This is a genomic window from Agromyces sp. CCNWLW213 (assembly GCF_037199545.1).
Classification (GTDB): domain Bacteria; phylum Actinomycetota; class Actinomycetes; order Actinomycetales; family Microbacteriaceae; genus Agromyces.
This window is the reverse complement of sequence record NZ_JBBBDX010000001.1, coordinates 283559-307619: the sequence shown is the minus strand read 5'-3', so window position 1 is coordinate 307619 and position 24061 is coordinate 283559. Positions and strand designations below refer to the sequence as shown.

The window sequence follows — 24061 nt, the reverse complement described above, 5'->3', positions numbered from 1 at the left end:
CCATGCGTTTGCATTCAACGTGGCCGGTACCGGCCGAGAACGCATCGAAGGAGCGACACCGTATGACGACGACCGAGACGACCGTCGAGATCCCCGGCTACAAGTCCGGCACCTGGAAGATCGACCCCACCCACAGCGAGGTGGCCTTCAGCGTCCGGCACCTCATGATCAGCAAGGTCAAGGGAAAGTTCGAGCGCTTCGACGCCACCTTCGTGACCGGCGAGGACCCGCTGGACTCGCGCGTGACCGCCACGGCCGAGGTCGCCTCGATCAACACGAACGAGCCGAACCGCGACGCGCACCTGCGCACGAACGACTTCTTCCAGGCCGAGCAGTACCCGACGATCGAGTTCGTCTCGACCGGCGTCCGCATCGAGGACGGCGAGTTCAAGGTGGACGGCGACCTCACCATCAAGGGCGTCACGAAGCCCGTCACCTTCGACTTCGACTTCGGCGGCTTCGGCACCGACCCGTACGGCAACTACAAGGGCGGCGCCACCGCGAAGACCGTGATCAACCGCGAGGACTTCGGCCTCAGCTGGAACGCGGCACTCGAGACTGGCGGCGTGCTCGTCGGCGAGCAGGTCACCATCACCATCGAGCTGCAGGCGGCGCTCGTCCAGGACTGAGCGGACGACGCAAGTCGCGACGGGCGGTCCGGGCAACGGCCCGGGCCGCCCGTCCGCTATTCGAGCACGGTGGCTTCCGAGCCCTGCAGTTCGACGCCGTGGAAACGCGCCCACGAGCCGAACGGTCGCAGGAATCGATCCGATGCCCCCTCGGGCATCCGCTCGAACCAGCGGAGCTCGACGCGCGGCGTCCTCGACGCGCCGTGACGGCGCCACGTGCCGACCACACGACCGTCGAGTACGAGCAGCGGCTGGAAGATCCCGTTGCCGCCGGGGATGACGAAGTCGGCGTACCGGGGCTCGCACACGGCGGAACGATCGGCGTAGCCCAGGAAGTACTCATCGAAGGCCGCCAGCGCGAGGGCGCCGCGCGGGCGGACCGTCGCCCCGTCCATCGACCCGGCGGCGACGAACCGATCGTGCTCATCGTCGAACGGCTCGACGCGGTCGCCCGCCGCAGCGAGCCCCGTCTTCGCGTCCGCCTTCGTCACGCCCGCCCACCATGCGAAGTCCGCGATCGTCGCCGGGCCGTGGCCGGTGACGTAGGCGCTGAACAGCTCGCCGAGCGTCTCGTCGCGGGCGGTCGGCCCGTCGCCGGCGGGCGCCCACTCGTCGAGCAGCGCGAACCGTTGCGTGCGACCATCGACGGGCCCGCAGCACAGCACGCCGTCGCGCGCCAGCCAGGCGATGAGGTGGTAGCCGCGCTGGCCCTCGGGTCGGATGCCGGCGGCCTCCCACGTCGCCGTGAGCTCGTCGCGCGACGCGCTGCCGCAACCGGCGAGCAGCCGTTCCGCGGCGTCGCGCGCGAGCCGGTAGTCGACGTCGTCGAGTTCCAGCTGCGCGAGTCTCGCGCGGGATGACGCGAGCACGCGGGGGCCCGTGATCTTCAGGACGGGCCGCAGCAGCCGAGCCGGCATGAGATGGAGCGTTCCACGCATCGGCCAGGACCGGACGATGCGGCGGGACTCGATCGCCGCGTCCACGGCCTCCACCGAGGCGTGTGCCATCCGGCTGCCGATCGCCCACTTGGCCGCGCCCAGGTCTTGCGCCTGCAGCGCGCCGAGCCGTTCGACCACGGCGACCGCGTCATCGGCCGGCGACCGGAATCCGTGCGACGCGATGCGCGCGGCCCGCATCGCCGGTGAACTCGAACGCGGCATGCGCCCAGTGTGCCGCGCACCGCCGACACGCGGCATCCGTGGCGCCGGGTAGACTGGAGGGCTGTGCCGCTCGGCACGCCCACCCGATGCCCACCCCGACCGGAGGTCGACCGTGCTCGCCGTCCACGACCTCGAGATCCGCGTCGGCGCGCGCCTGCTCATGGAGGGCGTGAACTTCCGCGTCTCCGACGGCGACAAGATCGGGCTGGTCGGGCGCAACGGCGCCGGCAAGACGACCCTGACGAAGACCCTCGCCGGCGAGACGCTGCCGACGGGCGGGCGCATCGATCGCTCGGGCGAGATCGGCTACCTGCCGCAGGACCCGCGATCGGGCGACCCCGAGATGCTCGCCCGCACTCGGATCCTCGACGCGCGCGGACTCGGCTCGCTCGTGCTCGGCATGCGCGAGGCGTCCGAGAAGATGGGCTCCTCCGACCCGGTCGTCGCCGAGAAGGCGATGAAGCGCTACGGCACCCTCACCGACCGGTTCACCGCACTCGGCGGCTACGCCGCCGAGGCCGAGGCGGCGTCGATCGCCTCGAACCTCAACCTGCCCGACCGGATCCTGGACCAGCCGCTGAAGACGCTCTCGGGCGGCCAGCGGCGCCGCATCGAGCTCGCGCGCATCCTGTTCTCGGATGCCGACACCATGATCCTCGACGAGCCGACCAACCACCTCGACGCCGACTCGGTGGTGTGGCTGCGCGAGTTCCTGAAGAACTACAAGGGCGGCGTCATCGTGATCAGCCACGATGTCGAGCTCGTGGGCGAGGTCGTGAACCGCGTGTTCTACCTCGACGCGAACCGGGCGCTCATCGACATCTACAACATGGGCTGGAAGCACTACCTCCGCCAGCGCGCCGCCGACGAGGAACGCCGCAAGAAGGAGCGCGCCAACGCCGAGAAGAAGGCCGGCGCGCTGCAGGCGCAGGCCGCGAAGTTCGGCGCGAAGGCGTCCAAGGCCGCGGCCGCGCACCAGATGGTCGCACGGGCCGAGAAGCTCCTCGCCGGCCTCGAGGAGGTGCGCGCGGTCGACCGCGTCGCCAAGCTGCGCTTCCCGACCCCCGCTCCGTGCGGTCGGACGCCCCTCACGGCGTCCGACCTGTCGAAGAGCTACGGCTCGCTCGAGATCTTCACCGCCGTCGACCTGGCCATCGATCGCGGCTCGAAGGTCGTGATCATCGGCCTGAACGGCGCCGGGAAGACCACCCTGCTCCGCATCCTCGCGGGCGTCGACCGACCCGACACCGGCGTCGTCGAGGCGGGCCACGGCCTGCGGGTCGGCTACTACGCGCAGGAGCACGAGACGCTCGACGTCGCGCGCACGGTGCTGCAGAACATGGTGAGCGCCTCGCCGAACCTCACCGAGACCGAGGCGCGGAAGGTGCTCGGGTCGTTCCTCTTCACCGGCGACGACGTGCACAAGCCGGCCGGGGTGCTCTCCGGCGGTGAGAAGACGCGGCTCGCGCTCGCGATGATCGTCGTGTCGGGCGCGAACGTGCTGCTGCTCGACGAGCCCACGAACAACCTCGACCCGGCCAGCCGCGCCGAGATCCTCGACGCGCTCGCGCACTACGAGGGCTCGGTCGTGCTCGTCTCGCACGACCCGGGCGCGGTCGAGGCGCTCAATCCCGAGCGGGTGCTGATCATGCCGGACGGCACGGAGGACCACTGGAGCCGGGAGTACCAGGAGCTCATCGAGCTCGCCTGATCGGTGCGGGGTCCGGGTCGCCCCACGCGTCCTGCCACTGTGCGAGGACGATGCGGTGCCGACCTCGCTCCGCCTCCCCGCCCGCGTCCCGGCCGGCCGGTTCGAGATCGTGCTCCGCCGCGCTGGGCGCGGCGACCTCGAGGCGATCGTGCGCCTGCTCTCCGACCACCCCGTCAGCGCGCCCGGGGCGACGTCGCCGACCCGGACGACCTCGGCCGCTATGCCGAGGCGCTCGACGAGATCCTCGACGATCCGCGCACTGAGCTCGTCGTCACCGTCGATCCGGGAGGGCGCGTCGTCGGCACGCCGCAGCTCACGTCCATCCCGGGCAGGTCGCGTCGTGGGAGCACGGGCCTGCTCGTCGAGGCGGTCCGCGTCGCTGCGGACGCACGCTCGTCGGCATCGGCAGCGCCATGATGCGATGGGTGTCGGATACCGCGGCGCCCGCGCTCGTCGCGGGCCTGGTGCCGGCCGAGCAGTTGACGGTGGATCGTTGCGCGCAACATCGCGCATTCGCCAGTTCGATGCGCTGAATGCCTTGATCATGCTGGCGAGTTGCATCGACGCCCGATTTCGCGCACACTTGCGCAGGCCAGAACCACCGGAGGGAATCCCCGCATGACCATGCCGCAGACGCCCGACGCTTCGCGCCCGACTCGGATGCACGCCGTGTCGGCCGAGACCACGGATCTCGTCGACCTCGTGCTCGACTACTCGCGTCGACGCATCCTCGCCAGCGACACCCCGCTCGACCGGCCCATCTCGGAGTTCGAGCTCGACCGCCTCGCGGGGCGGAGCATCGACGAGCGCGGCATCGGCGCCGAGCAGGCGCTGTCGCGCTTCGAGCACGTGCTCGCGCCGGCGTGCATCACGACCGACCACGCCCAGTACCTGTCGTTCATCCCGACCGCCCCGACCAAGGCGGCGATCGCCTTCGACCTCGTCGTCTCCGCGAGCGCCCTCTACGGCGGCTCGTGGCTGGAGGGCGCGGGCGCGGTGTACGCGGAGAACGAGGTGCTGGCCTGGCTCGCGCGGGAGTTCGGACTGCCCACGGCCGCGGGCGGCGTGTTCGTGCAGGGCGGCACGCTCGGGAACCTCTCCGCGCTGGTCGCCGCGCGCGAGCATGCACGACTGGCCGTCACCCTGGCGGACCGGGAGACGCCCGCGCGCTGGAAGGTCGTGTGCAGCGGCGAGGCCCACTCCTCGATCGCGTCGGCGGCACGGGTCATGGACGTCGAGGTGATCCCCGTGGCGCCCGGCGACGACGGGATGCTGCGCGGCGATGCCGTGCGCGCCGCGCTCGAGGAGCACGGAGCATCCGTCTTCGCCGTGGTGGCCACGGCCGGATCGACGAACTTCGGCATCGTCGACGACCTCGCCTCCATCGGCGCCCTGAAGGACGAGTTCGACTTCTGGCTGCACGTCGACGGCGCGTACGGCCTGGCCGCGATGCTCTCGCCGCTCGCGCGCGAGCGCTTCGCGGGCGTCGAACGCGCGGACTCGGTCATCGTCGACCCGCACAAGTGGCTGTTCGCGCCGTTCGACGCGTGTGCGCTGATCTATCGCGACCCCGAGGCGGGCCGCCGCGCGCACACGCAGCACGCCGAGTACCTCGACACCCTCACGGAGACGAGCGAGTGGAGCCCGTCGGACTACGCCGCGCACCTGACCCGACGGGCGCGCGGCCTGCCGCTCTGGTTCTCGCTCGCCACGCACGGCGCCGCGGCCTACCGTGAGGCCATCTCCGCCTCGATCCGGCTCGCGCACGACATCGCCGCCGAGATCGGACGGCGCGACGGGTTCCGCCTGGTGCGCGACCCCCAGCTGTCCGTGGTCGTCTTCGAGCGCGACGGCTGGACGAAGGCCGACTACGACTCGTGGTCGGCCCGGCTCCTCCGGGACCAGCACGCGTTCGTGACGCCGAGCTCGCACGCGGGCCGCCCGAACACGCGCTTCGCCATCGTGAACCCGCTGACCACCTTCGAGCAGCTGTCGGCGATCCTCGACACCATGGAGTGAGCGAGTCCCGGCGGCTCGGGCGGCGCAGCGCGTCGCGTGCCACGATGGACGGGTGCAGAGCGCCCGGGTCCCGACCGATCCGACTCCACGTCGACGCGCGGGCGCGGGGCTCGCGGCCCGTCGGCTGCTCGCATGGCTCGTCGACTGGCTGTGCATCCTCGGCTGGGTGGCGCTGACCGCCGCGATCGGCGTTCCGCTCGACCTCGCCGGGGTGCTCGCTCCCGCGGGGTACGCGACGCTCAACGTCATCGGCGGCGTGGTCGTGGTGCTGCCCGTCGTCCTGGCGGCGGGCTGGGCGGAGTCGCGCCCGAGCGGCGCCACGCCGGGCAAGCGCGTGCTCCGCCTCCAGGTCGACGCGGTCGGCGGTCCTCCGTCCTTCCGGGTCGCCCTGCTGCGGAACATCGTCAAGATCGGCGTCCCCTGGCTGCTCGGTCATGCGGCGGTCTTCGCGATCGTCGCGAGCAGCGGGACCGGCGGGCCGGTGCCCGTCGGGGTGTGGCTGCTCACCGGTGCGGCGTACCTGATGCCGATCGCCTGGATCGTGTCCCTCTTCGTCGGCGGCGGGAGGACTCCCTACGACCGGATCTGCGGCACTCGGGTCGTGGCGGTCGGTCCCGAAGCAGGGTGACGATGCAGTGCATTCCGGATCTCCCGGACCACAACACCCGGGAGAAGTCAGCGCCGATCGAGGATCTCGTCCTCGACATCCGCATCGCTCCGCGACCGCGACGGCCTCGCCGGACGCTTGGGCTCGGCGACCGGATGCCGCGGTGCGCCCGTGCGCTCGACGGCATCCGCTGCCGCGAGCTTGCGCTCCTGGTTCGCGAACCAGCCCAGAGCCACGAATCCCATGAGGGCGAACACGAACCACTGCAGCGCGTACGAGAGGTGGGGTCCCTCGTCGCGTTCGGGTCGGGGGAGCGCGAGCGGCGGCTCCGCCGCATCGGCGCCCGCTTGCACGAGGATGCCGTACGCGCCCGTGTACGTCGGCTCGCCGACCCGCTCGGCGAGCTCGTCGAGGTCGATCGTGGCGAACTCGCTGCCCGACGAGGTGCGACCGGCGATCCGCTGCTCGCCGGCCTTCAATCGCGCCGTCACTTCGACCCGGCCCTCGGGGGCCGGCGGCACCTCGGAGGGCCGCCCCTCGGAGTCCTGCGGGATCCAGCCGCGATCGACGACGAACACCATGCCGTCGTCGAGCCGCATCGGCGTGAGCACCTCGAACCCGGTGCTGCCGGCACCGGGCCGGTTGCGGACGACGACCTCCTCGTCGTGCAGGTACTCGCCGGAGAGACCGACGACCTGCCAGCGCTGGTCGATGTCGAACGCCTCCGGATCGGGGAGCGCCTCGCCCACCGGGACCGGGTCGGCGTCGTAGTTGGCGTCGATGCGGGCGACCTCGGCGAGCGCCTCAGCACGTCGGTTGAACTGCCACGTACCGAGCGCCGAGCACGCGATCGCGAACACGACCACGAGCGCCAGGTACCCCGCCCAGCGGGGCGACGCGAGGAAGCGCCACTGGCTCATGCGCCACCACCGGCCGTGGTCGCGCCGCCGCGACCGTGCGACGGCGACCCTGCGGCATCCGCGGGATCGAAGGGGGAGACGGCCAGCGGGAACGAACGAGCGGCGAGGAACTCGCGAAGGTAGTCGACGTGCTCGTCGCACGCCAGCCAGGTCTTGAACCGCTCGCCCATGTGGATCCGCGGATTGCGCCAGTCGATGCGCCGCGTCGCAGGCTGGTGGCATCCCGCGCGGGAGCAGCCGCCCGCGGGGGCGGCGCCGAGCGAGCCGATCACGCCGCGTCCCCCTCGGGGCGCGCGTCGCGCGGGTCGACGTCGGAGGCCGCCCGGAACCGCGGGTCGGCGTCCGGCGCGGGATCGGCGCCGGCAGCGTCGGTCCCGGGTTCGAGGGGCACGAGCCCGCCCGGGCGGAGCACCTCCTGGTCGCGTCGCGACGTGCCCACGTTCGCCACGATGACCGCGAAGTACGGCAGGAAGATGGCGCCTGCGGCGAAGACGAGGATCCACCACCCCTGCGCGAACAGCAGTGCGAAGATGCAGGCGACGCGGATGCCCATCATCACCGAGTACTTGATCATGCGCGCACGCCGCTCGTCGTCCGGCGAGGCCGGCAGCGACGTGATCGACTGGGTGGGCTGCTGCTTCATGATGGTCGCCGGGGCTGGCGGCGCTCCTCACCTCCAAGGGTACGTCCGATGCGCGCAGCGGATGCCGCTACACGGCAACCTCTATGCTGGGACGGGCCGTTCGGCCTTGACGCGCCCCCTTGGAGAGACGGAGTCCGCCATGACCACGAGCCGTACCGTTCTGGTGACCGGGGGCAACCGTGGCATCGGCTACGCGATCGCCGAGGAGTTCGTGGCCCAGGGGCACCGCGTGGCCGTGACCGCCCGCTCGGGCGAGGGTCCCGAGGGCTCGCTCACCGTGCGCGCCGACGTCACCGACACCGACTCCATCGATCGGGCCTTCACCGAGATCGAGGCAGCGCTCGGCCCGGTCGAGGTCGTCGTGGCGAACGCGGGCATCACCCGCGACACGCTCCTCATGCGCATGAGCGAGGAGGAGTTCACCAGCGTCGTCGACACGAACCTCACGGGCGCGTTCCGAGTGGCGAAGCGCGCCTCGAAGGGCATGCTCAAGGCGCGCTTCGGCCGCATCGTGCTGATCTCGAGCGTGGTCGGACTGTTCGGGGGTGCCGGGCAGGTCAACTACTCCTCGTCGAAGGCCGGCCTGGTGGGCATGGCGCGCTCGATCACGCGCGAGCTCGGCGCCCGCAACATCACCGCCAACGTCGTCGCTCCCGGATTCATCGAGACCGACATGACCGACGCCCTCCCGGCTGAGCAGCAGGCCGAGTACAGGAAGAACATCCCGGCCGGCCGGTTCGCCACGCCCGGCGAGGTCGCGAAGGTCGTCGCGTGGCTCGCGGGCGACGACGCCGGCTACATCTCGGGCGCCGTCATCCCGGTCGACGGCGGCCTCGGCATGGGGCATTGAGGCCGCCGTCGACGTCCTGTCGCGGTCGCGCGATCACCGGTCGATCCGGTTCGCCGAGTACTCGGCGCCGGCCGGAGGAGTGCCGAACCGTGCGTTCGGCAGGTAGAGCGAGTTCGCGTACGACGCGATCGTCGTGGGCACGTCGAACGACGGGTCCGTGAGCTGGTCGACGTACTCGCCGCTGAAGCCGTCGGCCGCGAGCTCGACCACGCCCACGAGGTTCAGCCGGTTCTGCACCACGTAGAGGGTGCGGCCCTCGACGAGCAGCCCGTCGCCGTTCGTGAGCGGCACGCCGCCGAGGTCGACCGCCGTCGCGACGCCGGTCGACGGGTCCACGCGGAAGAGCGTGGCGGTGGCGGACTGGATGACGAGCAGCCCCTTCCCGTCCGGGGTCACCTCGATGCCGTTGGCGTTGAAGCCGGGCTGCAGGACGAAGTCGCCGCTGAGGGGGAGGGTCTCCACTTCGTCCTGCGAGGGAAGGGCCCCGGCCGGCCCGAGGGGCACCTTGTAGAGCCGAGCCTGCTGGCTGTCGGTGAACCACGCGGCGTCCCCGGTGACGACGACGTCGTTGACGAACGTCGCGCCGGTGGCGAACTGGTAGCTCGCAAGCAGCTCGCCGGTCTGCGTGTCGATCACCCGGGCGTCGCCCGCAGGCCCGCCGGCGACGAACAGGCGCCCCCGCTGGTCGACGTCGAGGCCGACCGAGGAGGTGCCGGGACCCTGGGCGATCACCTCGCCATCGCCCGAGCGCACGTCCGCGGCGTAGATGTCGCCGTCGGCGAGCGAGCCGAAGTAGGCGGTCCCGCGCGCGTCGATGGCGATGCCCTCGGGCTGGAATCCGTCGGGAAGCGCGATGGTCTCCTCGAACGCTCCGGGCGAGCCGGTCGTGCCCGGCGCCGCGAGGGCGGACGGTGCGGTGCCGGCGGCAAGGAGTGCGAGGACGGCGATCGAAGTGGACGAAACGGCAGCGGTTCGAGTCTTCATGCCCTCACGGTAGGTGCGGATGCCTCGGCGATCGATGCATTCGGATGGATCTCCCAGTCCGCCGTCAGCCCGCTGCAAGCAAGCGACGGCCGTCGCCGGCCGGGGTGCCGGCGCTACCCGCGGAGGCCGGCGAGGGCGAGCACGCCGCTCAGATCGACGCGATCGATCGCGACGTCCGCCTGCGCGCGCACGACGGGCTTCGCGCAGAACGCGACCCCGAGCCCGGCGCGGTCGAGCATGCGGAGGTCGTTGGCGCCGTCGCCGACGGCGATGGTCCGTGAGACGGGCGTGCCGGATGCCGCGGCCCACTCCTCGAGCGCATGCCGCTTCGCCTCCGCGTCGACGATGTCGCCGAGCACCCGCCCGGTGAGTCGATCGCCCTCGACCTCGAGCCGGTTGGCCCGGCAGAAGTCGAGTCCGAGGCGTTCGGCGAGCGGATCGAGCAGCTCATGGAAGCCGCCGGACACGACGCCCACGCGTCCGCCGGACGCGTGGACCCCCTCGATCAACTCGTGCACGCCCGGCGTCGGGGTGAGCCGGGCACGGGCCGCGACCACCTCGTCGACCGGCAGGCCGGCGAGCGTCGCGACGCGCTCGCGAAGGCTCGCAGCGAAGTCGAGCTCGCCGCGCATCGCACGCTCGGTGACCGCCGCGACGTGGTCGAGGCTGCCCGCCGCCTCGGCGAGCAGCTCGATCGCCTCCTCGCGGATGAGCGTCGAGTCGGCGTCGAGCACGACGAGCAGGCCGCCCTCGCGGCCGGATGGCGCGGCGGTCACGAGGCCCGCACGTGCGAGCCCTTGCCCACCACGGTCACGCCGCTCTCGGTGACGACGAACCCGCGTGCCAGGTCCTCCGCGCGGTTCAGGCCGATGTGCGCGCCCTCCTCGACGACGACCTCCTTGTCGAGGATCGCCCGCCGCACGGTCGCGCCCGCTTCGATGCGCGCGCGGTCGAACAGGATCGAATCGGACACGTTCGCGCCCGATCCGACGATCGCCCACGGGCCGAGCACGCTCCGCTCGACGTGCGCACCCGAGATGACCGAGCCGAGCGACACGATCGAGTCGATGACCGTGCCGAGCGACCCGCGCGCGTCGCGCGTGAACTTGGCGGGCGGCGAGTTGACCTGCTGGCTGAAGATCGGCCACTCGCGGTTGTACAGGTTGAAGATCGGCAGCACCGAGATGAGGTCCTGGTGGGCCTCGAAGAACGAGTCGATCGTTCCGACATCGCGCCAGTAGTATCGGTCGCGGTCGGTCGAACCGGGCACGTCGTTGCGCTTCAGGTCGTAGACGCCCGCGTTGCCCTGCGCCACGAAGGCGGGGATGATGTCGCCGCCCATGTCGTGGCTGGAGTCGGAGCGCTCGCCGTCGCGGAGGACCGCGTCGATCAGCGCGTCGGCGTTGAAGACGTAGTTGCCCATCGAGGCGAGCACCTCGTCGGGGGAGTCCGGCAGTCCCTCGGGGTCGCTCGGCTTCTCGAGGAAGCGGTTGATGCGGTCGGGCGCCTCCGGATCGACCTCGATGACCCCGAACTGGTTCGCGAGCGAGATGGGCTGGCGGATGGCGGCGACCGTGGCATCCGCCCCGGAGTCGATGTGCGCCTGGATCATCTGGCTGAAGTCCATGCGGTACACGTGGTCGGCGCCGACGACCACGATGATGTCGGGCTGCTCGTCGTAGATGAGATTGAGGCTCTGGAGGATCGCGTCGGCCGAGCCCGAGAACCACCGCTTGCCGAGTCGCTGCTGGGCGGGCACCGACGCCACGTACGACCCGAGCAGCCCGTCGAGGTGCCAGGTCTGCGACACGTGGCGGTCGAGGCTGTGCGACTTGTACTGCGTGAGCACCACGATCTGGCGGAGGCCCGAGTTGACGAGGTTCGACAGCGCGAAGTCGATGAGCCGGTACTGCCCGCCGAACGGCACCGAGGGCTTCGCGCGGTCCTCCGTGAGGGGCATGAGGCGCTTCCCCTCGCCGCCTGCAAGGACAATCCCGAAGATCTTGCGCGTCGCCACCATGAGCCCAGCGTAGTCAGACGGATGCCGGGCGGCACAGACGGTTGACGACGCGTGACCACGACGGGCTAACGTTGCGGCATGCGCGTCGACCTGCTCACCCGCGAATACCCGCCCGAGATCTACGGAGGGGCCGGGGTGCACGTCGCGGAACTGGTCCGCGCACTCCGCCACGACACCGACGTGCGGGTCCGCGCCTTCGGCGCGCCGCGCGACGAGGAGGGCACGACCGGCTATGGCACACCCGCCGAGTTCGCCGACGTGAACGCCGCGCTCTCGACCATGGGCGTCGACCTCCTGATGGCCGCGGATGCCGCAGGCGCCGACCTGGTGCACTCCCACACCTGGTACGCGAACTTCGCCGGCTTCATCGCGAAGCGGCTCCACGGGATTCCGCACGTCGTCACCGCGCACAGCCTCGAGCCGCTCCGACCGTGGAAGGCCGAGCAGCTCGGCGGCGGGTACGCGGTGTCGAGCTGGGTGGAGCGCACCGCGTTCGAGGACGCGGACGCGGTCGTCGCCGTGAGCGACGGCATGCGTCGCGACATCCTGCGCTCGTACCCGGCGATCGACCCCGACCGGGTGTCGGTCGTCTACAACGGCATCGACCTGACCGACTGGCGTCCGAACGACGATCCCGATCTGGTGCGGTCGCTCGGAGTCGATCCGGAGCTGCCGTCGATCGTGTTCGTCGGGCGCATCACGCGCCAGAAGGGCCTGCCGTACCTGCTGCGCGCGGCGCGCTCGCTGCCCGACGACGTGCAGCTGGTGCTGTGCGCCGGCGCCCCCGACACCCCCGAGATCATGGCCGAGGTGTCCGGCCTCGTCGCGGAGCTCGGCGAGACCCGCGACGGCGTCGTGTGGATCGATCGGCACCTGCCCCGCAACGAGCTCACCGCGCTGCTCACGTCGGCCACGTGCTTCGTCTGCCCCTCGGTGTACGAGCCGCTGGGCATCGTGAACCTCGAGGCCATGGCGTGCGGCGCGGCCGTCGTCGGCACCGCCACGGGCGGCATCCCCGAGGTGGTCGAGGACGGCGTGACCGGCGTGCTCGTGCCCATCGACCAGGCCGACGACGGCACCGGCACCCCGCTCGACCCGGAGCGGTTCGTGGCCGACCTCGCCGAGGCGCTCACCCGGGTCGTGAGCGATCCCGCCCGGGCCCGCGAGATGGGCGCGGCGGGCCGCGTGCGCGCCGAGCAGCACTTCGCGTGGGACGCGATCGCCGCGTCCACCCGAGCGCTCTACGAGCGGGTCCTCGCGGGTCGCTGAGCCCGTCCACGGTGCGCGGGGCGGGTCCACGCGTCCCACTAGCATGGTCAGCATGGCGTCTACGGTTCTGCAGTTCCAGCACGTGTCGGTGGTCCGCGACGGGAACGCGATCCTCGACGGCATCGACTGGAACGTGGCATCCGACGAGCGCTGGGTCATCCTGGGCCCGAACGGCGCCGGCAAGACCACGCTGCTGCAGATCGCCGCCGCGGCGATGCACCCGACGAAGGGCTCGGTCGAGGTGCTCGGCGAGGCGCTCGGCAAGACCGACGTGTTCGAGCTGCGCCCGATGATCGGGTTCGCGTCGACGGCGATGGCCCGCCGCATCCCGAAGAACGAGACCGTGATCGACTCGGTCCTCACCGCGGCCTACTCGGTCACCGGCCGGTGGAACGAGGAGTACGAGACGATCGACGACCGGCGCGCCCAGCGCGTGCTGAAGGAGTGGCAGCTCGAGGGCTTCGCCGACCGCCGCTTCGGCAGCCTGTCGGACGGCGAGCAGAAGCGCGTGCAGATCGCGCGGTCGGTCATGACCGATCCCGAGCTGCTCCTGCTCGACGAGCCGGCTGCCTCGCTCGACCTCGGCGCGCGCGAGGAGCTCGTCGAGCTGCTCGGCGGGTACGCGTCGTCGTCCTCGTCGCCGGCCATCGTGATGGTGACCCACCACGTCGAGGAGATCCCGCAGGGGTTCACGCACGCCATGCTGCTGGCGGACGGCACCATCCGCGCCGCCGGACCGATCGGCGAGGCGCTCACGTCCGAGACCCTCACCGAGACCTTCGGCCTGCCCATCGAGCTCACCGAGCGCGACGGGCGCTACTCGGCGCGCGCAGCCCGCTGACGCGCCATCCTGCGACCCTCTGCTAGACTTGTGTGCTGGCCCGACGGCCGACATGCTTTCCCTGCCCGAAGGCGGGGCGAATCCGAATCCGAATCAACAAGGAAGTCTCCATGAAGACCGACATCCACCCCGCCTACAACGCCGTCGTCTTCCGCGACCTCGCCTCGGGCGCCACGTTCCTCACGCGTTCGACCGTGACGAGCGACAAGACGATCGAGCTCGACGGCGAGACCTACCCGGTCATCGACGTCGAGATCTCGTCGGAGTCGCACCCGTTCTACACGGGCAAGCAGCGCATCATGGACTCGGCCGGTCGCGTCGAGAAGTTCAACCAGCGCTTCAAGAACTTCGGCAAGTAGTCGCTGCCGCACCGAAGGCGCCGTCCCGCGGGGGCGGCGCCTTCGTCGTGCATCCGACTCGGCGCGAGGACGGGGGAGCGGGATCAGGCGCCCGAGCCCGCGGCGGTGACGTGCAGGTAGCGGGCCGACTCGTCGATCGCGGCGAGCTGCGCCTCGTGCGGCGTCACCCGCCCGGCGTCGAGGTCGTCGCCGATCTCGAGGAAGCGACGGGCCTCGCCGGGCTCGGCGTCGCCCACGACCCCGCGCGCCCAGTCGACGAGCTCGCGCACCGAGATGCGGTCGCGGAGCAGCAGCGCGGCCAGCGCGCGCATCGCCAGTGGGCGCGTGGCCGGGTCGGGATCGGGCACCGCGATGCCGAGCTCGCCGAGGGCGCGCTCGAGCGCGGCGCGCAGCTCCCACGCCTCGTCGGAGTCGGAGAGCCCGGCGAGCTCGTGCAGCGCCGGGGCATCCAGCCCGCTGACGACCGCCTCGACGGCGGCGTCGATGAGGAACGACGGCGGGCTGTCGCCCACGAGCCACAGGGCGCTCGCCTCCGTGAACGCGTCAACTGCCGGTCGGTCCTCGAGCGGGCTCGTCATGGGTCCAGCGTCGCAGACGAACGCGATGCGCGCGATGGTCGTTCGTCCCGCTTCCGCCGGTCGCGCCGCGTCGGGCGATGCGCGTGACGGAGCGACTCAGCGCAGCGGCCACGCCCCCGAGGTCGTGAACTCGGGCTCGCCGTTCGCGCGGCGCCACTGCTGGTAGCTCTCGGCCTGCTCGCGGCACCAGTCGACCTGGCGCGCGTGCAACTCGGCGACCGCGATCGCCGCGAGCTCGGGGAAGGTGCGGGCGATCGCCTGGGCCACCCGCCCGGCGGCGATCGCGTCGGCGCCCGCGTCATGCGCGGCGATGAGCTCGACGCCGTAGTGCTCGCACGCGGCGGTCAGCGTGCGCTTGCCCCGCCGGTACCGGTCGACGGCCTTGTCGATCACGAGCGGGTCGACGACGTGCGCCGGCCCGCGGAACGCCTCGTGGCCGTAGCGCTCGGCCTCGCGGTGCAGCACCGACAGGTCGTAGGCGGCGTTGTAGGCCACGATCGGCAGGCCCCGCGCCGCGGCATCCGTCAGCGCCCCGATGATCTCGACGACGGCCTGCACGGCCGGGAGCCCTTCGAGCCGGGCCCGCTCGGTCGTCACGCCGTGGATGAGCGTCGCCGCCGTGGGGATCTCGACGCCGGGGTCGACGATCCACTGGCGCTGCTCGAGCACCTCGCCCGCCGGCCCGATCACGCCCACGTGGGCGGTGACGATGCGGCACGTGTCGATGTCGATGCCGGTGGTCTCGAGGTCGAAGACCGCGAGCGTGTCGGCCCAGGACGCGGCGGGGGAGTGCTCCATGCCCGTCACGGTATCCACGCCCTCCGACAGCGCTCAGGAGCCGCGCCGTAGGATGGCCGGGATGATCGCCTCACCGTACGCCGACGAACTCGCGCGCATCCCGGTCCGCGAGCACCGTGCCCTCGTCGGGGGCAGCCACACCGCCTGGTGGGAGTACGGCGACCGCGACGCCCCCGCGGTCGTCATGGTCCACGGCTTCCGCGGCGACCACCACGGGCTCGAGCCCATCGTCGCCAAGCTGCCCGGCTACCGCGTGATCGTGCCCGACCTGCCCGGCTTCGGCGAGTCGTCGACGTTCACGGGCGCCGAGCACGACATCGACGGGTACGCGGCGTGGCTCAGGGCGTTCGTCGAGGCGGCCGGGGCGACGGATGCCACGCAGTCCGCCGGGCGCTACACGCTGCTCGGCCACTCGTTCGGGTCGATCATCGTGTCGGCGGCGGTCGCCGCGGGCCTCGAGCCGGGACGGCTCGTGCTCGTCAATCCCATCGGGGCACCGGCGCTCGACGGTCCGCGCGCGATCATGACGCGCCTCGCCATCGGCTACTACCGCGCTGCGGCCGCGCTCCCGAAGCGACTCGGCTTCGCGCTGCTCCGCAACCGCGCCATCGTGCGCGTGATGAGCGTGACCATGGCGAAGACCGAGGAACCCGCGCTGCGGCGGTTCATCCACGACCAGCACGACCGGTACTTCTCCGCGTTCGTCGACCGCGACGCGGTGCTCGCCGCATTCCGCGCGTCGGTGAGCCACGACGTGCGCGAGTACGCGCCGGCGATCGAGGTGCCGGTGCTCCTCGTCGTGGCCGAGAAGGACGACATCACGCCGCTCGCCGCCCAGCACCGCCTCGCGCCGCTCTTCGCCCACGGCGCCATCGCGGTGATCCCGGGCGTCGGGCACCTCATCCACTACGAGACCCCCGCCGAGGCGGCCGGGCACATCCGCGCGTTCGTCGAGGGGGAGCGCGCGTGAGGCTCGTCGTCGACTGCCGCTACGTGCGCGTCGACCACCATGACGGCATCAGCCGCTTCACGGCCGGTCTCGTGCGCGAGCTGGGCGAGCGGCATCCGCTCACCATGCTCATCAGCGACCACCGACAGCTCGACAAGCTTCCGGCGCTGCCATGGGAGCTCGTCAGCGGCCCCACCAGCGTGCGGGAACCGTGGCTCGCTCGCCAGGTGCGAAAGCTCGGGCCGGACGTCGTGTTCTCGCCCATGCAGACGATGGGATCGTGGGGCCGCGACTACCGCCTCGTCCTCACCCTGCACGACCTGATCTACTACGAGAACCGCACGCCGCCGCGCGACCTGCCCGCGTTCGTACGCGGGCTCTGGCGTCTCTACCACCTGGCCTGGTGGCCGCAGCGGATGCTGCTGAACCGGGCCGACGCGGTCGTGACCGTGTCCGAGACGACCGCCGGGCTGATCCGGAAGCACCGGCTCACGCGCCGGCCGGTCACCGTCGTGCCGAACGCGGCCGACGACCTCGGCACGCCGAGGCTTCCGCGGACGCGCCCGGAGCGCGACCGGCTCGTCTACATGGGCTCGTTCATGCCCTACAAGGGCGTCGACACGCTCGTGCGCGCCGCCGCGCAGCTGCCCGGGTTCGAGCTGCACCTCATGAGCCGCGTGCGCCCCGAGGAGCGGCGCCGGCTCGAGCAGCTCGCGCCGCAGGCGCGACTCGTGTTCCACGACGGCGCGAGCGACGGCGAGTACGCCGAGGTGCTCGCGGGCGCCACGGCGCTCGTCAGCGCATCGAAGGCCGAGGGATTCGGGATCCCGCTCGTCGAGGCCATGCGGCTCGGCACGCCGGTGGTCGTGACCGACATCCCGATCTTCCGCGAGATCGGCGGCGATGCGGCGCTGTACTTCCCCGCCGACGACCCGGCCGCGCTCGCGCAGGCGGTCGGGGCGCTCGCGCGCCCGGGGGAGTGGGAGCGGCGCTCCGCGGCATCCGTCGACGTCGCCGCCCGCTTCACGTGGGCCGCGTCCGCCGAGCGGCTGCTCGAGCTGCTGCGCGAGGTCGCGGCCGGGAACGCTCAGTAGGTCCCGGTCGCCTCGGCCGCGACGACGGCGTCCGACGACACGAGTTCGAGCCGCGCCGACGTGGCGCGCAGCTCGTGGACCGACCGTTGGCGACCGATCCGCTCGGCAGCGCCGCGCGCTCCCACAGGTGCAGCAGCACCGACTGGATGACGCCGCCGTGCGTCACCGCGACGACGGCACCACCCGGATGCCGCCCGGCGAGCGCGAGCAACGCCGGCACCGCGCGCGACACGACCGAGACGCGCGACTCGAGCCCCTCGATCGGCACCGCGTCGGCCTCGAGCCGACGCCGGTCCTCGCGCGTCAGCCCCTCGAGGATGCCGTGCCGTCGCTCGGCGAGCGCGGGGTCGTGCCCGGGCTCGGGCAGTCCGAGCCGGCGCGCGATGATCCCGGCAGTCTCCGCCGACCGTGACAGCGGGCTGGTCACCACCGCGTCCCACCGTGCGGCCGCGAGCCGCGCCGCCGTCGCGCGCGCCTGGCGGCGACCGCGGTCGTTCATGGCGATGTCGGTCGATCCCTGGATCCGGCCGTCGCGGTTCCAGTCGGTCTCGCCGTGGCGCACGAGCGCGATCGTGGTCGCCGACACCGTCCCGTGGACCGGCGCCGCCTCCTCCGCGGGCCGCCAGAGGCGCACGATCATGCGCCGAGCGCCTCCGCCATCGCCGTCAGGGTCTCGGTGGCGCCCGCGTCGAGCTTCACCGTGGCGCGCGCGTCGCCCTTCGTGGCACCTCGGTTCACGACCACGATCGGGATCCGCCGGCGACGCGCGATCTCGAGCAGCCGCACGCCCGAGTTGACGACGAGCGACGACCCGGCGACGAGCAGCACGTCGGCGCGCTGCACGAGGGCCGCGGCCTGCCGGTAGACCGGGGTGGGCACGAACTCGCCGAAGAACACGACATCGGGCTTCAGCACGCCGCCGCACACCGTGCATTCGGGCAGCACCATCGACTCGACGTCGTCGACCTCGGCATCGCCGTCGGGGTTGATCCGCGCCGGCGTCGAGAGGTCGATGTGCGGGTTCAGCAGCTCGAGGCGGTCGGCCACGGACTGGCGGGCGAACATCTGCCCGCACACGAGGCACCCCACACGGTCGGACGCGCCGTGGAGCTCGACCACGTGCGAGCTCCCGGCCTTGCGGTGCAATCCGTCGACGTTCTGCGTGACGACGCCGGAGACCACGCCCGCCGCCTCGAGACCGGCGAGCGCCCGGTGGCCGTCGTTCGGCTTCGCCGAGGCGAAGGCCCGCCACCCGAGGTGGCTGCCCGCCCAGTAGCGCTTGCGCGCCGTCTCCGACGACAGGAACGTCTGCACGGTCATCGGATTGCGGACCGGCGCGCCCTCGCCCCGGTAGTCGGGGATCCCCGAGTCCGTGCTCACGCCCGCGCCGGTCAGCACGGCCACGCGCGACCCGCGCATGATGCCGATCGCCTCGTCGAACAACGCGTTCGGCGACGTCGGCGCCTCGATGCCAGTGACCACACGGCTCCCTTCGACGGCGCTTGCGGTTCCCAGAGTCTAAACACCGCGCGTTATCGGAATGTTTCCGCCGGCTGGCAGGCTGTCCTCGGAGGACCCATGCGAATCGAACGAGTCCGCGACGCGGCATCCGACGCCGTCGCCGACTACGCCCGCTTGACGGATGTCGCACTGCGGTCGATCGCCGAGCCCGAGCGCGGCATCTTCATCGCCGAGTCGGCCAAGGTGATCCGCCGGGCGATCGAGGCGGGGCACACGCCGCGCTCGGTGCTGATGGAGGAGAAGTGGCTGCCGGGGCTGCGCGACGCGCTCGAGCCCTTCGACATCCCCGTGCACCTCGCCGACCCGGCCGAGCTCGAGGCCATCACCGGGTACCGCGTGCACCGCGGCGCGCTGGCGGCGTTCGAGCGGCCGCAGCTTCCGGAGCCGGGCGAGCTGCTCGCCGCCTCGCGCCGCGTCGTGATCCTCGAGGACATCGTCGACCACACCAACGTCGGCGCGATCATCCGGTCGGTCGCCGCGCTCGGCGCGGACGCCGTGCTCGTGACGCCGCGCTGCGCCGATCCGCTCTACCGCCGGAGCGTGCGCGTCAGCATGGGGACCGTCTTCCAGGTGCCGTGGACGCGCCTGCCCGAATGGACGCAGGCGCGCGCCATCCTGACCGAGCACGGCTTCGCGGTCGCGGCGCTCGCGCTCGCGGACGACGCCGTGACCCTGCGGCAGCTCGCCGCCCGCCCGCCCGAGCGCCTCGCCCTCGTGTTCGGCGCCGAGGGCGACGGACTGTCGCGGCAGGCGCTCGACGCCGCCGACTCGATCGTCACGATCCCCATGGCCCACGGCGTGGATTCGCTCAACGTCGCGGCGGCGGCGGCCGTGGCGCTGTACACGCTCGCATAGCGCGCGTCGGTATCCTGCAAGGGATGTCTCGCACGCTCGACCCGGCCCCGCCCGCGGCACCCGCGACCCCGAACCGCCCCTCGCCGCGGGTGTACCGCCGACGCCGCATCGCCGTGTTCGGCACCCTCGGCGCCGTGGTCGCGTCGCTGGTCGGCGGCGGCGCCTACGCCGCCACGACCCTCACCGCGCCCGTCCCGGAGCTCGCGCCCGTCGTGGTCGACCCGGTGCCGACGGCCGCGGCGGCGCAGGCGGTGGCCGAGCCCGGCTTCGGCACCTGGGCCGTGGGGGCCGTGGGCTTCGACGGAGCCCTGGCGGCCGGCGGGGAGTCGACGCCCGTGCCGATGGCGAGCATCGCGAAGGTCGTCACGGCGCTCGTGATCCTCGAGGAGCACCCCATCCCCGCCGGCGAGGGCGGCCCCGGCATCGCCTACACCGAGGCCGACATCGACCTCTACTGGGACATGGTCGCCCAGAACGGCTCGGTCGCGCCCGTCGCGGCCGGCACCACCCTGAGCCTGCGGCAGAGCCTCGAGGCCATGATGCTGCCGTCGGGGAACAACTACAGCATCTCGCTCGCGCAGTGGGCGTTCGGGTCGGTCGAGGAGTACCTCGAGCGCGCCCGGGCCTGGGTCGCCGAGCATGGCCTGGCCGACACCGTGATCGCCGACACCAGCGGCCTGTCGCTCGAGAACACGAGCACCGCCGCAGATCTCGTCGAGCTCGGCGAGCTCGCCCTGCAGGATCCGACGCTCGCCGAGATCGTCGCGACCAAGCAGGTGGACATCCCCGGGCTCGGCACCCTCGAGAACTCCAACAGGCTGCTCGGCACGCACGGCGTGGACGGCATCAAGACCGGCACGACGGATGACGCGGCGAACCTGCTCTTCTCGGCCGACGTGGCCGTCGGCTCGTCGTCGGTCACGCTCGTGGGCGTGCTGCTCGGCGGTGCGAACCACGCGCAGGTCCGCGAGGGCATCGCGGCCATGATCGACACGATCGCGCCCGGCTTCCGCGAGGTGGTGGCGCTCGAGGCCGGAACCGAGCTCGCGACCTACGAGACGCCGTGGGGCGACACGGCCGCCGCGCGGGCGTCCGAGGGGGCGACCGTCGTGGTCTGGTCGGACACGCCCGTCGACGTCGCGGTCGACGCCGAGATCGTGACGCTCGCGACGGATGGCGCGCCCGCCGGCGCCGCCGTCGTCACCGCGGGCACGCAGCGCATCGAGGTGCCGCTCGAATTCGACGGCACGATCGACGACCCGGGCGCCTGGTGGCGGCTCACCAACCCGGGCGCGCTCGACTGATACCGAACGCGATCCGCACCTCGAGCGGTTCGCAGGATGACAGGCGTCACGGGGCCGTTGCCGCAACCGTGAGCCGTGGCCTCCTGCGATCTCGCCGGAGCAGGCGGGTCAGTCGGCGTCGGCGGCGCGGGAATGGTCGGCAGCTGCCTCGATGCGCGCGGCGTACGGCCCGGCATCCGGCCGCTTGGCCGTGACGAAGTCGCCCGAGGACTGGTGGCGGATCCGGCGGACGACCCAGGGCACGAGGTACTCGCGCGCCCACGACAGGTCCTGCGTGCGGGCCTGCCGCCACGAATGGACGGGCAGGGGCTCGGGCTTCATCGGCTCGAGGTCGTTCTCGACGTTGAGGGCGCGCAGCACCATCCGCGCGACCTCGTGGTGGCCGAGCGAATTCAGGTGCAGCCGGTCGCGGTCCCACATGCGCTGGTCCTGGATCTCGGCGAGCGCCCACTGGTCGGCCACGATGCAGTCGTGCTTCTGCGCGATCGCGCGGAGGTTCTCGTTGTAGATCGCCACCTTGCCCCGGATGCCGCGGAAGACGGGGGAGAACCCCACGTCGACACCCGTGAAGACGACGATCGTCGCCCGGTCGCGCGACAGGCGCTCGACGGCGTACTCGAAGCGCGCCGAGATCTCGTCGGGGTCGGTGCGCGGGCGGATCACGTCGTTGCCCCCGGCGGAGATCGTGATGAGGTCGGGCCGCAGCTCGAGCGCCGGTTCGATCTGCTCGTCGATGATCTGCTGGATCAGTCGGCCGCGGATCGCGAGGTTCGCGTACGCGAAGTCCTCGGTGCCCTGCGAGAGCACCTCGGCGACGCGGTCGGCCCAGCCCCGGTGGCCGCCGGGCACGCCGGGCTCGGGGTCGCCGATGCCCTCGGTGAACGAGTCGCCGATCGCGACATATCTCGACCACGGATGCTGCTGGGTGACCATCCCTCCATTCTGCACAGCGCCGGGCCTCGGCGCTGCCGCCGGCGGTGCACGTCCGTGCGGGGCACGGCATCCGTGTCCGGCGTCTCGACTACAGTGCTGCAGAGTGAGCAACGCGACCCCCACCGGCCATCACCTGCCGGGCACCTCGGCCGCCGAGCATCTCTCACCCTCGTTCCCGGCCCGCGCGCCGTGGGGCACGGCCTCGAAGCTCCGCGCCTGGCAGGCCGAGGCGCTCGACCGCTACTTCGAGACCGAACCGCGCGATTTCCTCGCCGCGGCGACGCCCGGCGCGGGCAAGACCACGTTCGCGCTGCGCCTGGCGGCCGAGCTCCGCGCCCGCCGCACGATCGACCGCATCACGGTCGTGGCGCCGACAGACCACCTCAAGCGCCAGTGGGCGGACGCCGCGGCGCGCGTCGGGATCCGCCTCGACCCGGGGTTCCGCAACGCCCACGGGAGGTCGGCCCGGCACTACCACGGCGTGGCCGTCACCTACGCGCAGGTCGCCGTGCGGCCGGCCCTGCACCGCGAGCTGACGCTCTCGGGTCGGACCCTCGTGATCCTCGACGAGGTGCACCACGGCGGCGACACGCTGTCGTGGGGCGACGCCATCCGCGAGGCGTTCGAGCCGGCGACGCGTCGGCTGTCGCTCACGGGCACGCCGTTCCGCAGCGACACCGCGCCGATCCCGTTCGTGCACTACGAGCCCGACGCGCAGGGCATCCGCGTGTCGAAGACCGACTACGACTACGGCTACGCGCGGGCGCTGCAGGACGGCGTCGTCCGCCCAGTGCTGTTCATGGTCTACGCGGGCAGCATGCGCTGGCGCACGAAGGCCGGCGACGAGATGGAGGCGCGTCTCGGCGAGGACGCCACGAGGGACGTCCATTCCGCCGCCTGGCGCACGGCGCTCGAGCCCACGGGGGAGTGGATCCCCGCGGTGCTGCAGGCCGCCGACCGGCGCCTCACCGAGGTGCGACACGCGATCCCGGATGCCGGCGGGCTCGTCATCGCGACCGACCAGTCCATGGCGCGCGCGTACGCCGGGATCCTCGAGCAGGTCTGCGGTGAGCCGGTCACCGTCGTGCTCTCCGACGAGAAGGAGGCGTCCGGCCGGATCGAGGAGTTCTCGAATGGCACGAGCCGGTGGATGGTGGCCGTCCGGATGGTGTCGGAGGGCGTCGACGTCCCGCGGCTCGCCGTCGGGGTGTACGCCACGAGCTCGTCGACCCCCTTGTTCTTCGCGCAGGCGATCGGCCGGTTCGTGCGGTCGCGCCGCCGCGGCGAGACCGCCTCGGTGTTCCTGCCGAACGTGCCGGTGCTCATGGCGCTCGCGGGCGAACTCGAACGGCAGCGCGACCACGCCCTCGACCGGCGATCCGGCGACGGCGACGACGATCCGGGCCTCGACGACGGCCTGCTCGAGTCGGCCAACCGCGAGGATCGGGCCTCCGACGAGCTGCAGGACGAGTTCACCTGGCAGGCGCTGGCCTCGGATGCCACGTTCGACCGCGTCGTCTACGACGGCACGGACTTCGGCACGTTCGCCGAGCCGGGCAGCGACGAGGAACTGGACTTCATCGGCCTCCCCGGCATCCTGGAGCCCGACCAGGTGGCGGAACTGCTGCGCCACCGGCAGGCGCGCCAGGCGCGTCGCGCCTCGGAACGGCGCAAGCACGCGGCGTCCGCCGAACCGGAGGACGAGGGGCACGCGGAGCCCGTGGCGCTGTACCGCACGCTCAAGGAGCAGCGGTCGCTGCTCAACAGCCTCGTCGGGCTCTACGCGAGGCAGACCGGCCGGGCGCACTCGCTCGTGCACGCCGACCTGCGCCGCGCGTGCGGCGGTCCCGAGGTCGCGCAGGCGACGGTGACGCAGCTGCAGGCTCGGATCGAGCTGCTGCGCAAGCGGCTCTCCGGGCGGTGACCGCCGATCCGGCGACCGGCCGCCGCGATGGCCCTCGCGCGCGCCCTGCAGGGAGCGGCCCGCGCCCTCCTCGTGTCGAGCTCGCTGGCGCTC

At 72.3% G+C, this 24061-nt stretch carries 25 protein-coding genes; 13 read left to right on the top strand and 12 right to left on the bottom strand.

Going from position 1 to position 24061, the window contains the following annotated elements:
• Positions 1–62: 62 nt before the first annotated feature.
• Positions 63–629 carry a YceI family protein gene (locus WBQ80_RS01490; RefSeq protein ID WP_336570231.1) on the top strand — a complete coding sequence of 189 codons (567 nt, stop codon included), beginning with the start codon at positions 63–65 and terminating at the stop codon, positions 627–629.
• 56 nt (positions 630–685) lie between these two features.
• Here WBQ80_RS01490 and WBQ80_RS01485 read toward each other — a convergent pair whose 3' ends face one another.
• Positions 686–1789: a winged helix DNA-binding domain-containing protein gene (locus WBQ80_RS01485; protein WP_336570232.1), complete on the bottom strand. Its 1104-nt coding sequence runs from the start codon at positions 1787–1789 to the stop codon at positions 686–688.
• A gap of 112 nt (positions 1790–1901) precedes the next feature.
• On the opposite strand from WBQ80_RS01485, the gene WBQ80_RS01480 reads away from it, so the two are divergent.
• From WBQ80_RS01480 to WBQ80_RS01470, 3 genes are all read left to right on the top strand, one after another.
• Positions 1902–3500, top strand: a complete 1599-nt coding sequence (locus tag WBQ80_RS01480) for an ABC-F family ATP-binding cassette domain-containing protein (RefSeq protein ID WP_336570233.1) — start codon at positions 1902–1904, stop codon at positions 3498–3500.
• A gap of 618 nt (positions 3501–4118) precedes the next feature.
• Positions 4119–5519, top strand: coding sequence for a pyridoxal phosphate-dependent decarboxylase family protein (locus WBQ80_RS01475; RefSeq protein WP_336570234.1), 1401 nt, complete (start codon positions 4119–4121; stop codon positions 5517–5519).
• Between the two features lie 52 nt (positions 5520–5571).
• Positions 5572–6147 (top strand): RDD family protein, encoded by a 576-nt coding sequence (locus WBQ80_RS01470; RefSeq protein WP_336570235.1) that lies wholly within the window; start codon positions 5572–5574, stop codon positions 6145–6147.
• A gap of 47 nt (positions 6148–6194) precedes the next feature.
• Here WBQ80_RS01470 and WBQ80_RS01465 read toward each other — a convergent pair whose 3' ends face one another.
• From WBQ80_RS01465 to WBQ80_RS01455, 3 genes are read right to left on the bottom strand one after another with little or no spacing between them, the layout of a single operon-like run.
• Positions 6195–7046, bottom strand: a complete 852-nt coding sequence (locus WBQ80_RS01465) for an SURF1 family cytochrome oxidase biogenesis protein (RefSeq protein WP_336570236.1) — start codon at positions 7044–7046, stop codon at positions 6195–6197.
• Positions 7043–7318: a hypothetical protein gene (locus WBQ80_RS01460; protein ID WP_442892653.1), complete on the bottom strand. Its 276-nt coding sequence runs from the start codon at positions 7316–7318 to the stop codon at positions 7043–7045. Before WBQ80_RS01460 ends, WBQ80_RS01465 begins: the two co-directional genes overlap by 4 nt.
• Positions 7315–7689: a DUF3099 domain-containing protein gene (locus WBQ80_RS01455; protein WP_336570237.1), complete on the bottom strand. Its 375-nt coding sequence runs from the start codon at positions 7687–7689 to the stop codon at positions 7315–7317. The genes WBQ80_RS01460 and WBQ80_RS01455 overlap by 4 nt, the downstream gene beginning before the upstream one ends.
• 139 nt (positions 7690–7828) lie before the next feature.
• Between WBQ80_RS01455 and WBQ80_RS01450 the strand changes: the two genes are divergently transcribed.
• On the top strand, positions 7829–8539 hold the full coding sequence (locus WBQ80_RS01450; RefSeq protein ID WP_336570238.1) for a beta-ketoacyl-ACP reductase: 711 nt from the start codon (positions 7829–7831) through the stop codon (positions 8537–8539).
• A 33-nt stretch (positions 8540–8572) separates the two neighbouring features.
• On the opposite strand, the gene WBQ80_RS01445 is transcribed toward WBQ80_RS01450, so the two are convergent.
• The 3 genes from WBQ80_RS01445 to glgC form a co-directional block, all read right to left on the bottom strand.
• Positions 8573–9523 carry an SMP-30/gluconolactonase/LRE family protein gene (locus tag WBQ80_RS01445; RefSeq protein WP_337282443.1) on the bottom strand — a complete coding sequence of 317 codons (951 nt, stop codon included), beginning with the start codon at positions 9521–9523 and terminating at the stop codon, positions 8573–8575.
• Positions 9524–9636: 113 nt separating this feature from the next.
• Positions 9637–10299 (bottom strand): phosphoserine phosphatase SerB, encoded by a 663-nt coding sequence (gene serB / locus WBQ80_RS01440; RefSeq protein WP_336570240.1) that lies wholly within the window; start codon positions 10297–10299, stop codon positions 9637–9639.
• Positions 10296–11543, bottom strand: coding sequence for a glucose-1-phosphate adenylyltransferase (glgC, locus tag WBQ80_RS01435; RefSeq protein ID WP_336570241.1), 1248 nt, complete (start codon positions 11541–11543; stop codon positions 10296–10298). Before glgC ends, serB begins: the two co-directional genes overlap by 4 nt.
• A gap of 78 nt (positions 11544–11621) precedes the next feature.
• Between glgC and glgA the strand changes: the two genes are divergently transcribed.
• The 3 genes from glgA to WBQ80_RS01420 all read left to right on the top strand — a co-directional run bounded on the left by glgA (position 11622) and on the right by WBQ80_RS01420 (position 14012).
• Complete coding sequence (gene glgA, locus WBQ80_RS01430; protein WP_336570242.1) at positions 11622–12812, top strand: glycogen synthase; 1191 nt, start codon at positions 11622–11624, stop codon at positions 12810–12812.
• A 52-nt stretch (positions 12813–12864) separates the two neighbouring features.
• The gene (locus tag WBQ80_RS01425) at positions 12865–13653 is read left to right on the top strand and encodes an ABC transporter ATP-binding protein (RefSeq protein ID WP_336570243.1); all 789 of its coding nucleotides are present in this window, start codon (positions 12865–12867) and stop codon (positions 13651–13653) included.
• A 110-nt stretch (positions 13654–13763) separates the two neighbouring features.
• Complete coding sequence (locus tag WBQ80_RS01420) at positions 13764–14012, top strand: type B 50S ribosomal protein L31 (protein WP_336570244.1); 249 nt, start codon at positions 13764–13766, stop codon at positions 14010–14012.
• 83 nt (positions 14013–14095) lie between these two features.
• Here WBQ80_RS01420 and WBQ80_RS01415 read toward each other — a convergent pair whose 3' ends face one another.
• Together WBQ80_RS01415 and WBQ80_RS01410 are read right to left on the bottom strand one after the other, a co-directional pair.
• Positions 14096–14590, bottom strand: coding sequence for a hypothetical protein (locus tag WBQ80_RS01415; protein ID WP_336570245.1), 495 nt, complete (start codon positions 14588–14590; stop codon positions 14096–14098).
• A gap of 96 nt (positions 14591–14686) precedes the next feature.
• Positions 14687–15388, bottom strand: coding sequence for an exonuclease domain-containing protein (locus WBQ80_RS01410; protein WP_336570246.1), 702 nt, complete (start codon positions 15386–15388; stop codon positions 14687–14689).
• Positions 15389–15449: 61 nt separating this feature from the next.
• Here WBQ80_RS01410 and WBQ80_RS01405 point away from each other — a divergent pair, with 61 nt between their 5' ends.
• On the top strand, positions 15450–16358 hold the full coding sequence (locus WBQ80_RS01405; protein WP_336570247.1) for an alpha/beta fold hydrolase: 909 nt from the start codon (positions 15450–15452) through the stop codon (positions 16356–16358).
• The gene (locus tag WBQ80_RS01400) at positions 16355–17431 is read left to right on the top strand and encodes a glycosyltransferase family 4 protein (protein WP_336570248.1); all 1077 of its coding nucleotides are present in this window, start codon (positions 16355–16357) and stop codon (positions 17429–17431) included. The genes WBQ80_RS01405 and WBQ80_RS01400 overlap by 4 nt, the downstream gene beginning before the upstream one ends.
• Here WBQ80_RS01400 and WBQ80_RS01395 read toward each other — a convergent pair.
• The gene (locus tag WBQ80_RS01395) at positions 17361–18071 is read right to left on the bottom strand and encodes a histidine phosphatase family protein (protein ID WP_336570249.1); all 711 of its coding nucleotides are present in this window, start codon (positions 18069–18071) and stop codon (positions 17361–17363) included. The genes WBQ80_RS01400 and WBQ80_RS01395 overlap by 71 nt on opposite strands.
• On the bottom strand, positions 18068–18850 hold the full coding sequence (locus WBQ80_RS01390; protein WP_336570371.1) for a Sir2 family NAD-dependent protein deacetylase: 783 nt from the start codon (positions 18848–18850) through the stop codon (positions 18068–18070). Before WBQ80_RS01390 ends, WBQ80_RS01395 begins: the two co-directional genes overlap by 4 nt.
• 159 nt (positions 18851–19009) lie before the next feature.
• On the opposite strand from WBQ80_RS01390, the gene WBQ80_RS01385 reads away from it, so the two are divergent.
• Both WBQ80_RS01385 and WBQ80_RS01380 read left to right on the top strand, forming a co-directional pair.
• Entirely contained in the window at positions 19010–19807 is a 798-nt protein-coding gene (locus tag WBQ80_RS01385) for a TrmH family RNA methyltransferase (protein WP_336570250.1), read from the top strand.
• Positions 19808–19830: 23 nt separating this feature from the next.
• Positions 19831–21111 (top strand): D-alanyl-D-alanine carboxypeptidase family protein, encoded by a 1281-nt coding sequence (locus WBQ80_RS01380; protein ID WP_336570251.1) that lies wholly within the window; start codon positions 19831–19833, stop codon positions 21109–21111.
• Positions 21112–21219: 108 nt separating this feature from the next.
• Here the strand turns inward: WBQ80_RS01380 and WBQ80_RS01375 are convergent, their stop codons facing one another.
• Positions 21220–22044 (bottom strand): SGNH/GDSL hydrolase family protein, encoded by an 825-nt coding sequence (locus tag WBQ80_RS01375; protein WP_336570252.1) that lies wholly within the window; start codon positions 22042–22044, stop codon positions 21220–21222.
• 103 nt (positions 22045–22147) lie between these two features.
• Here WBQ80_RS01375 and WBQ80_RS01370 point away from each other — a divergent pair, with 103 nt between their 5' ends.
• Entirely contained in the window at positions 22148–23968 is a 1821-nt protein-coding gene (locus WBQ80_RS01370) for a DEAD/DEAH box helicase (protein WP_336570253.1), read from the top strand.
• Positions 23969–24061: the final 93 nt, after the last annotated feature.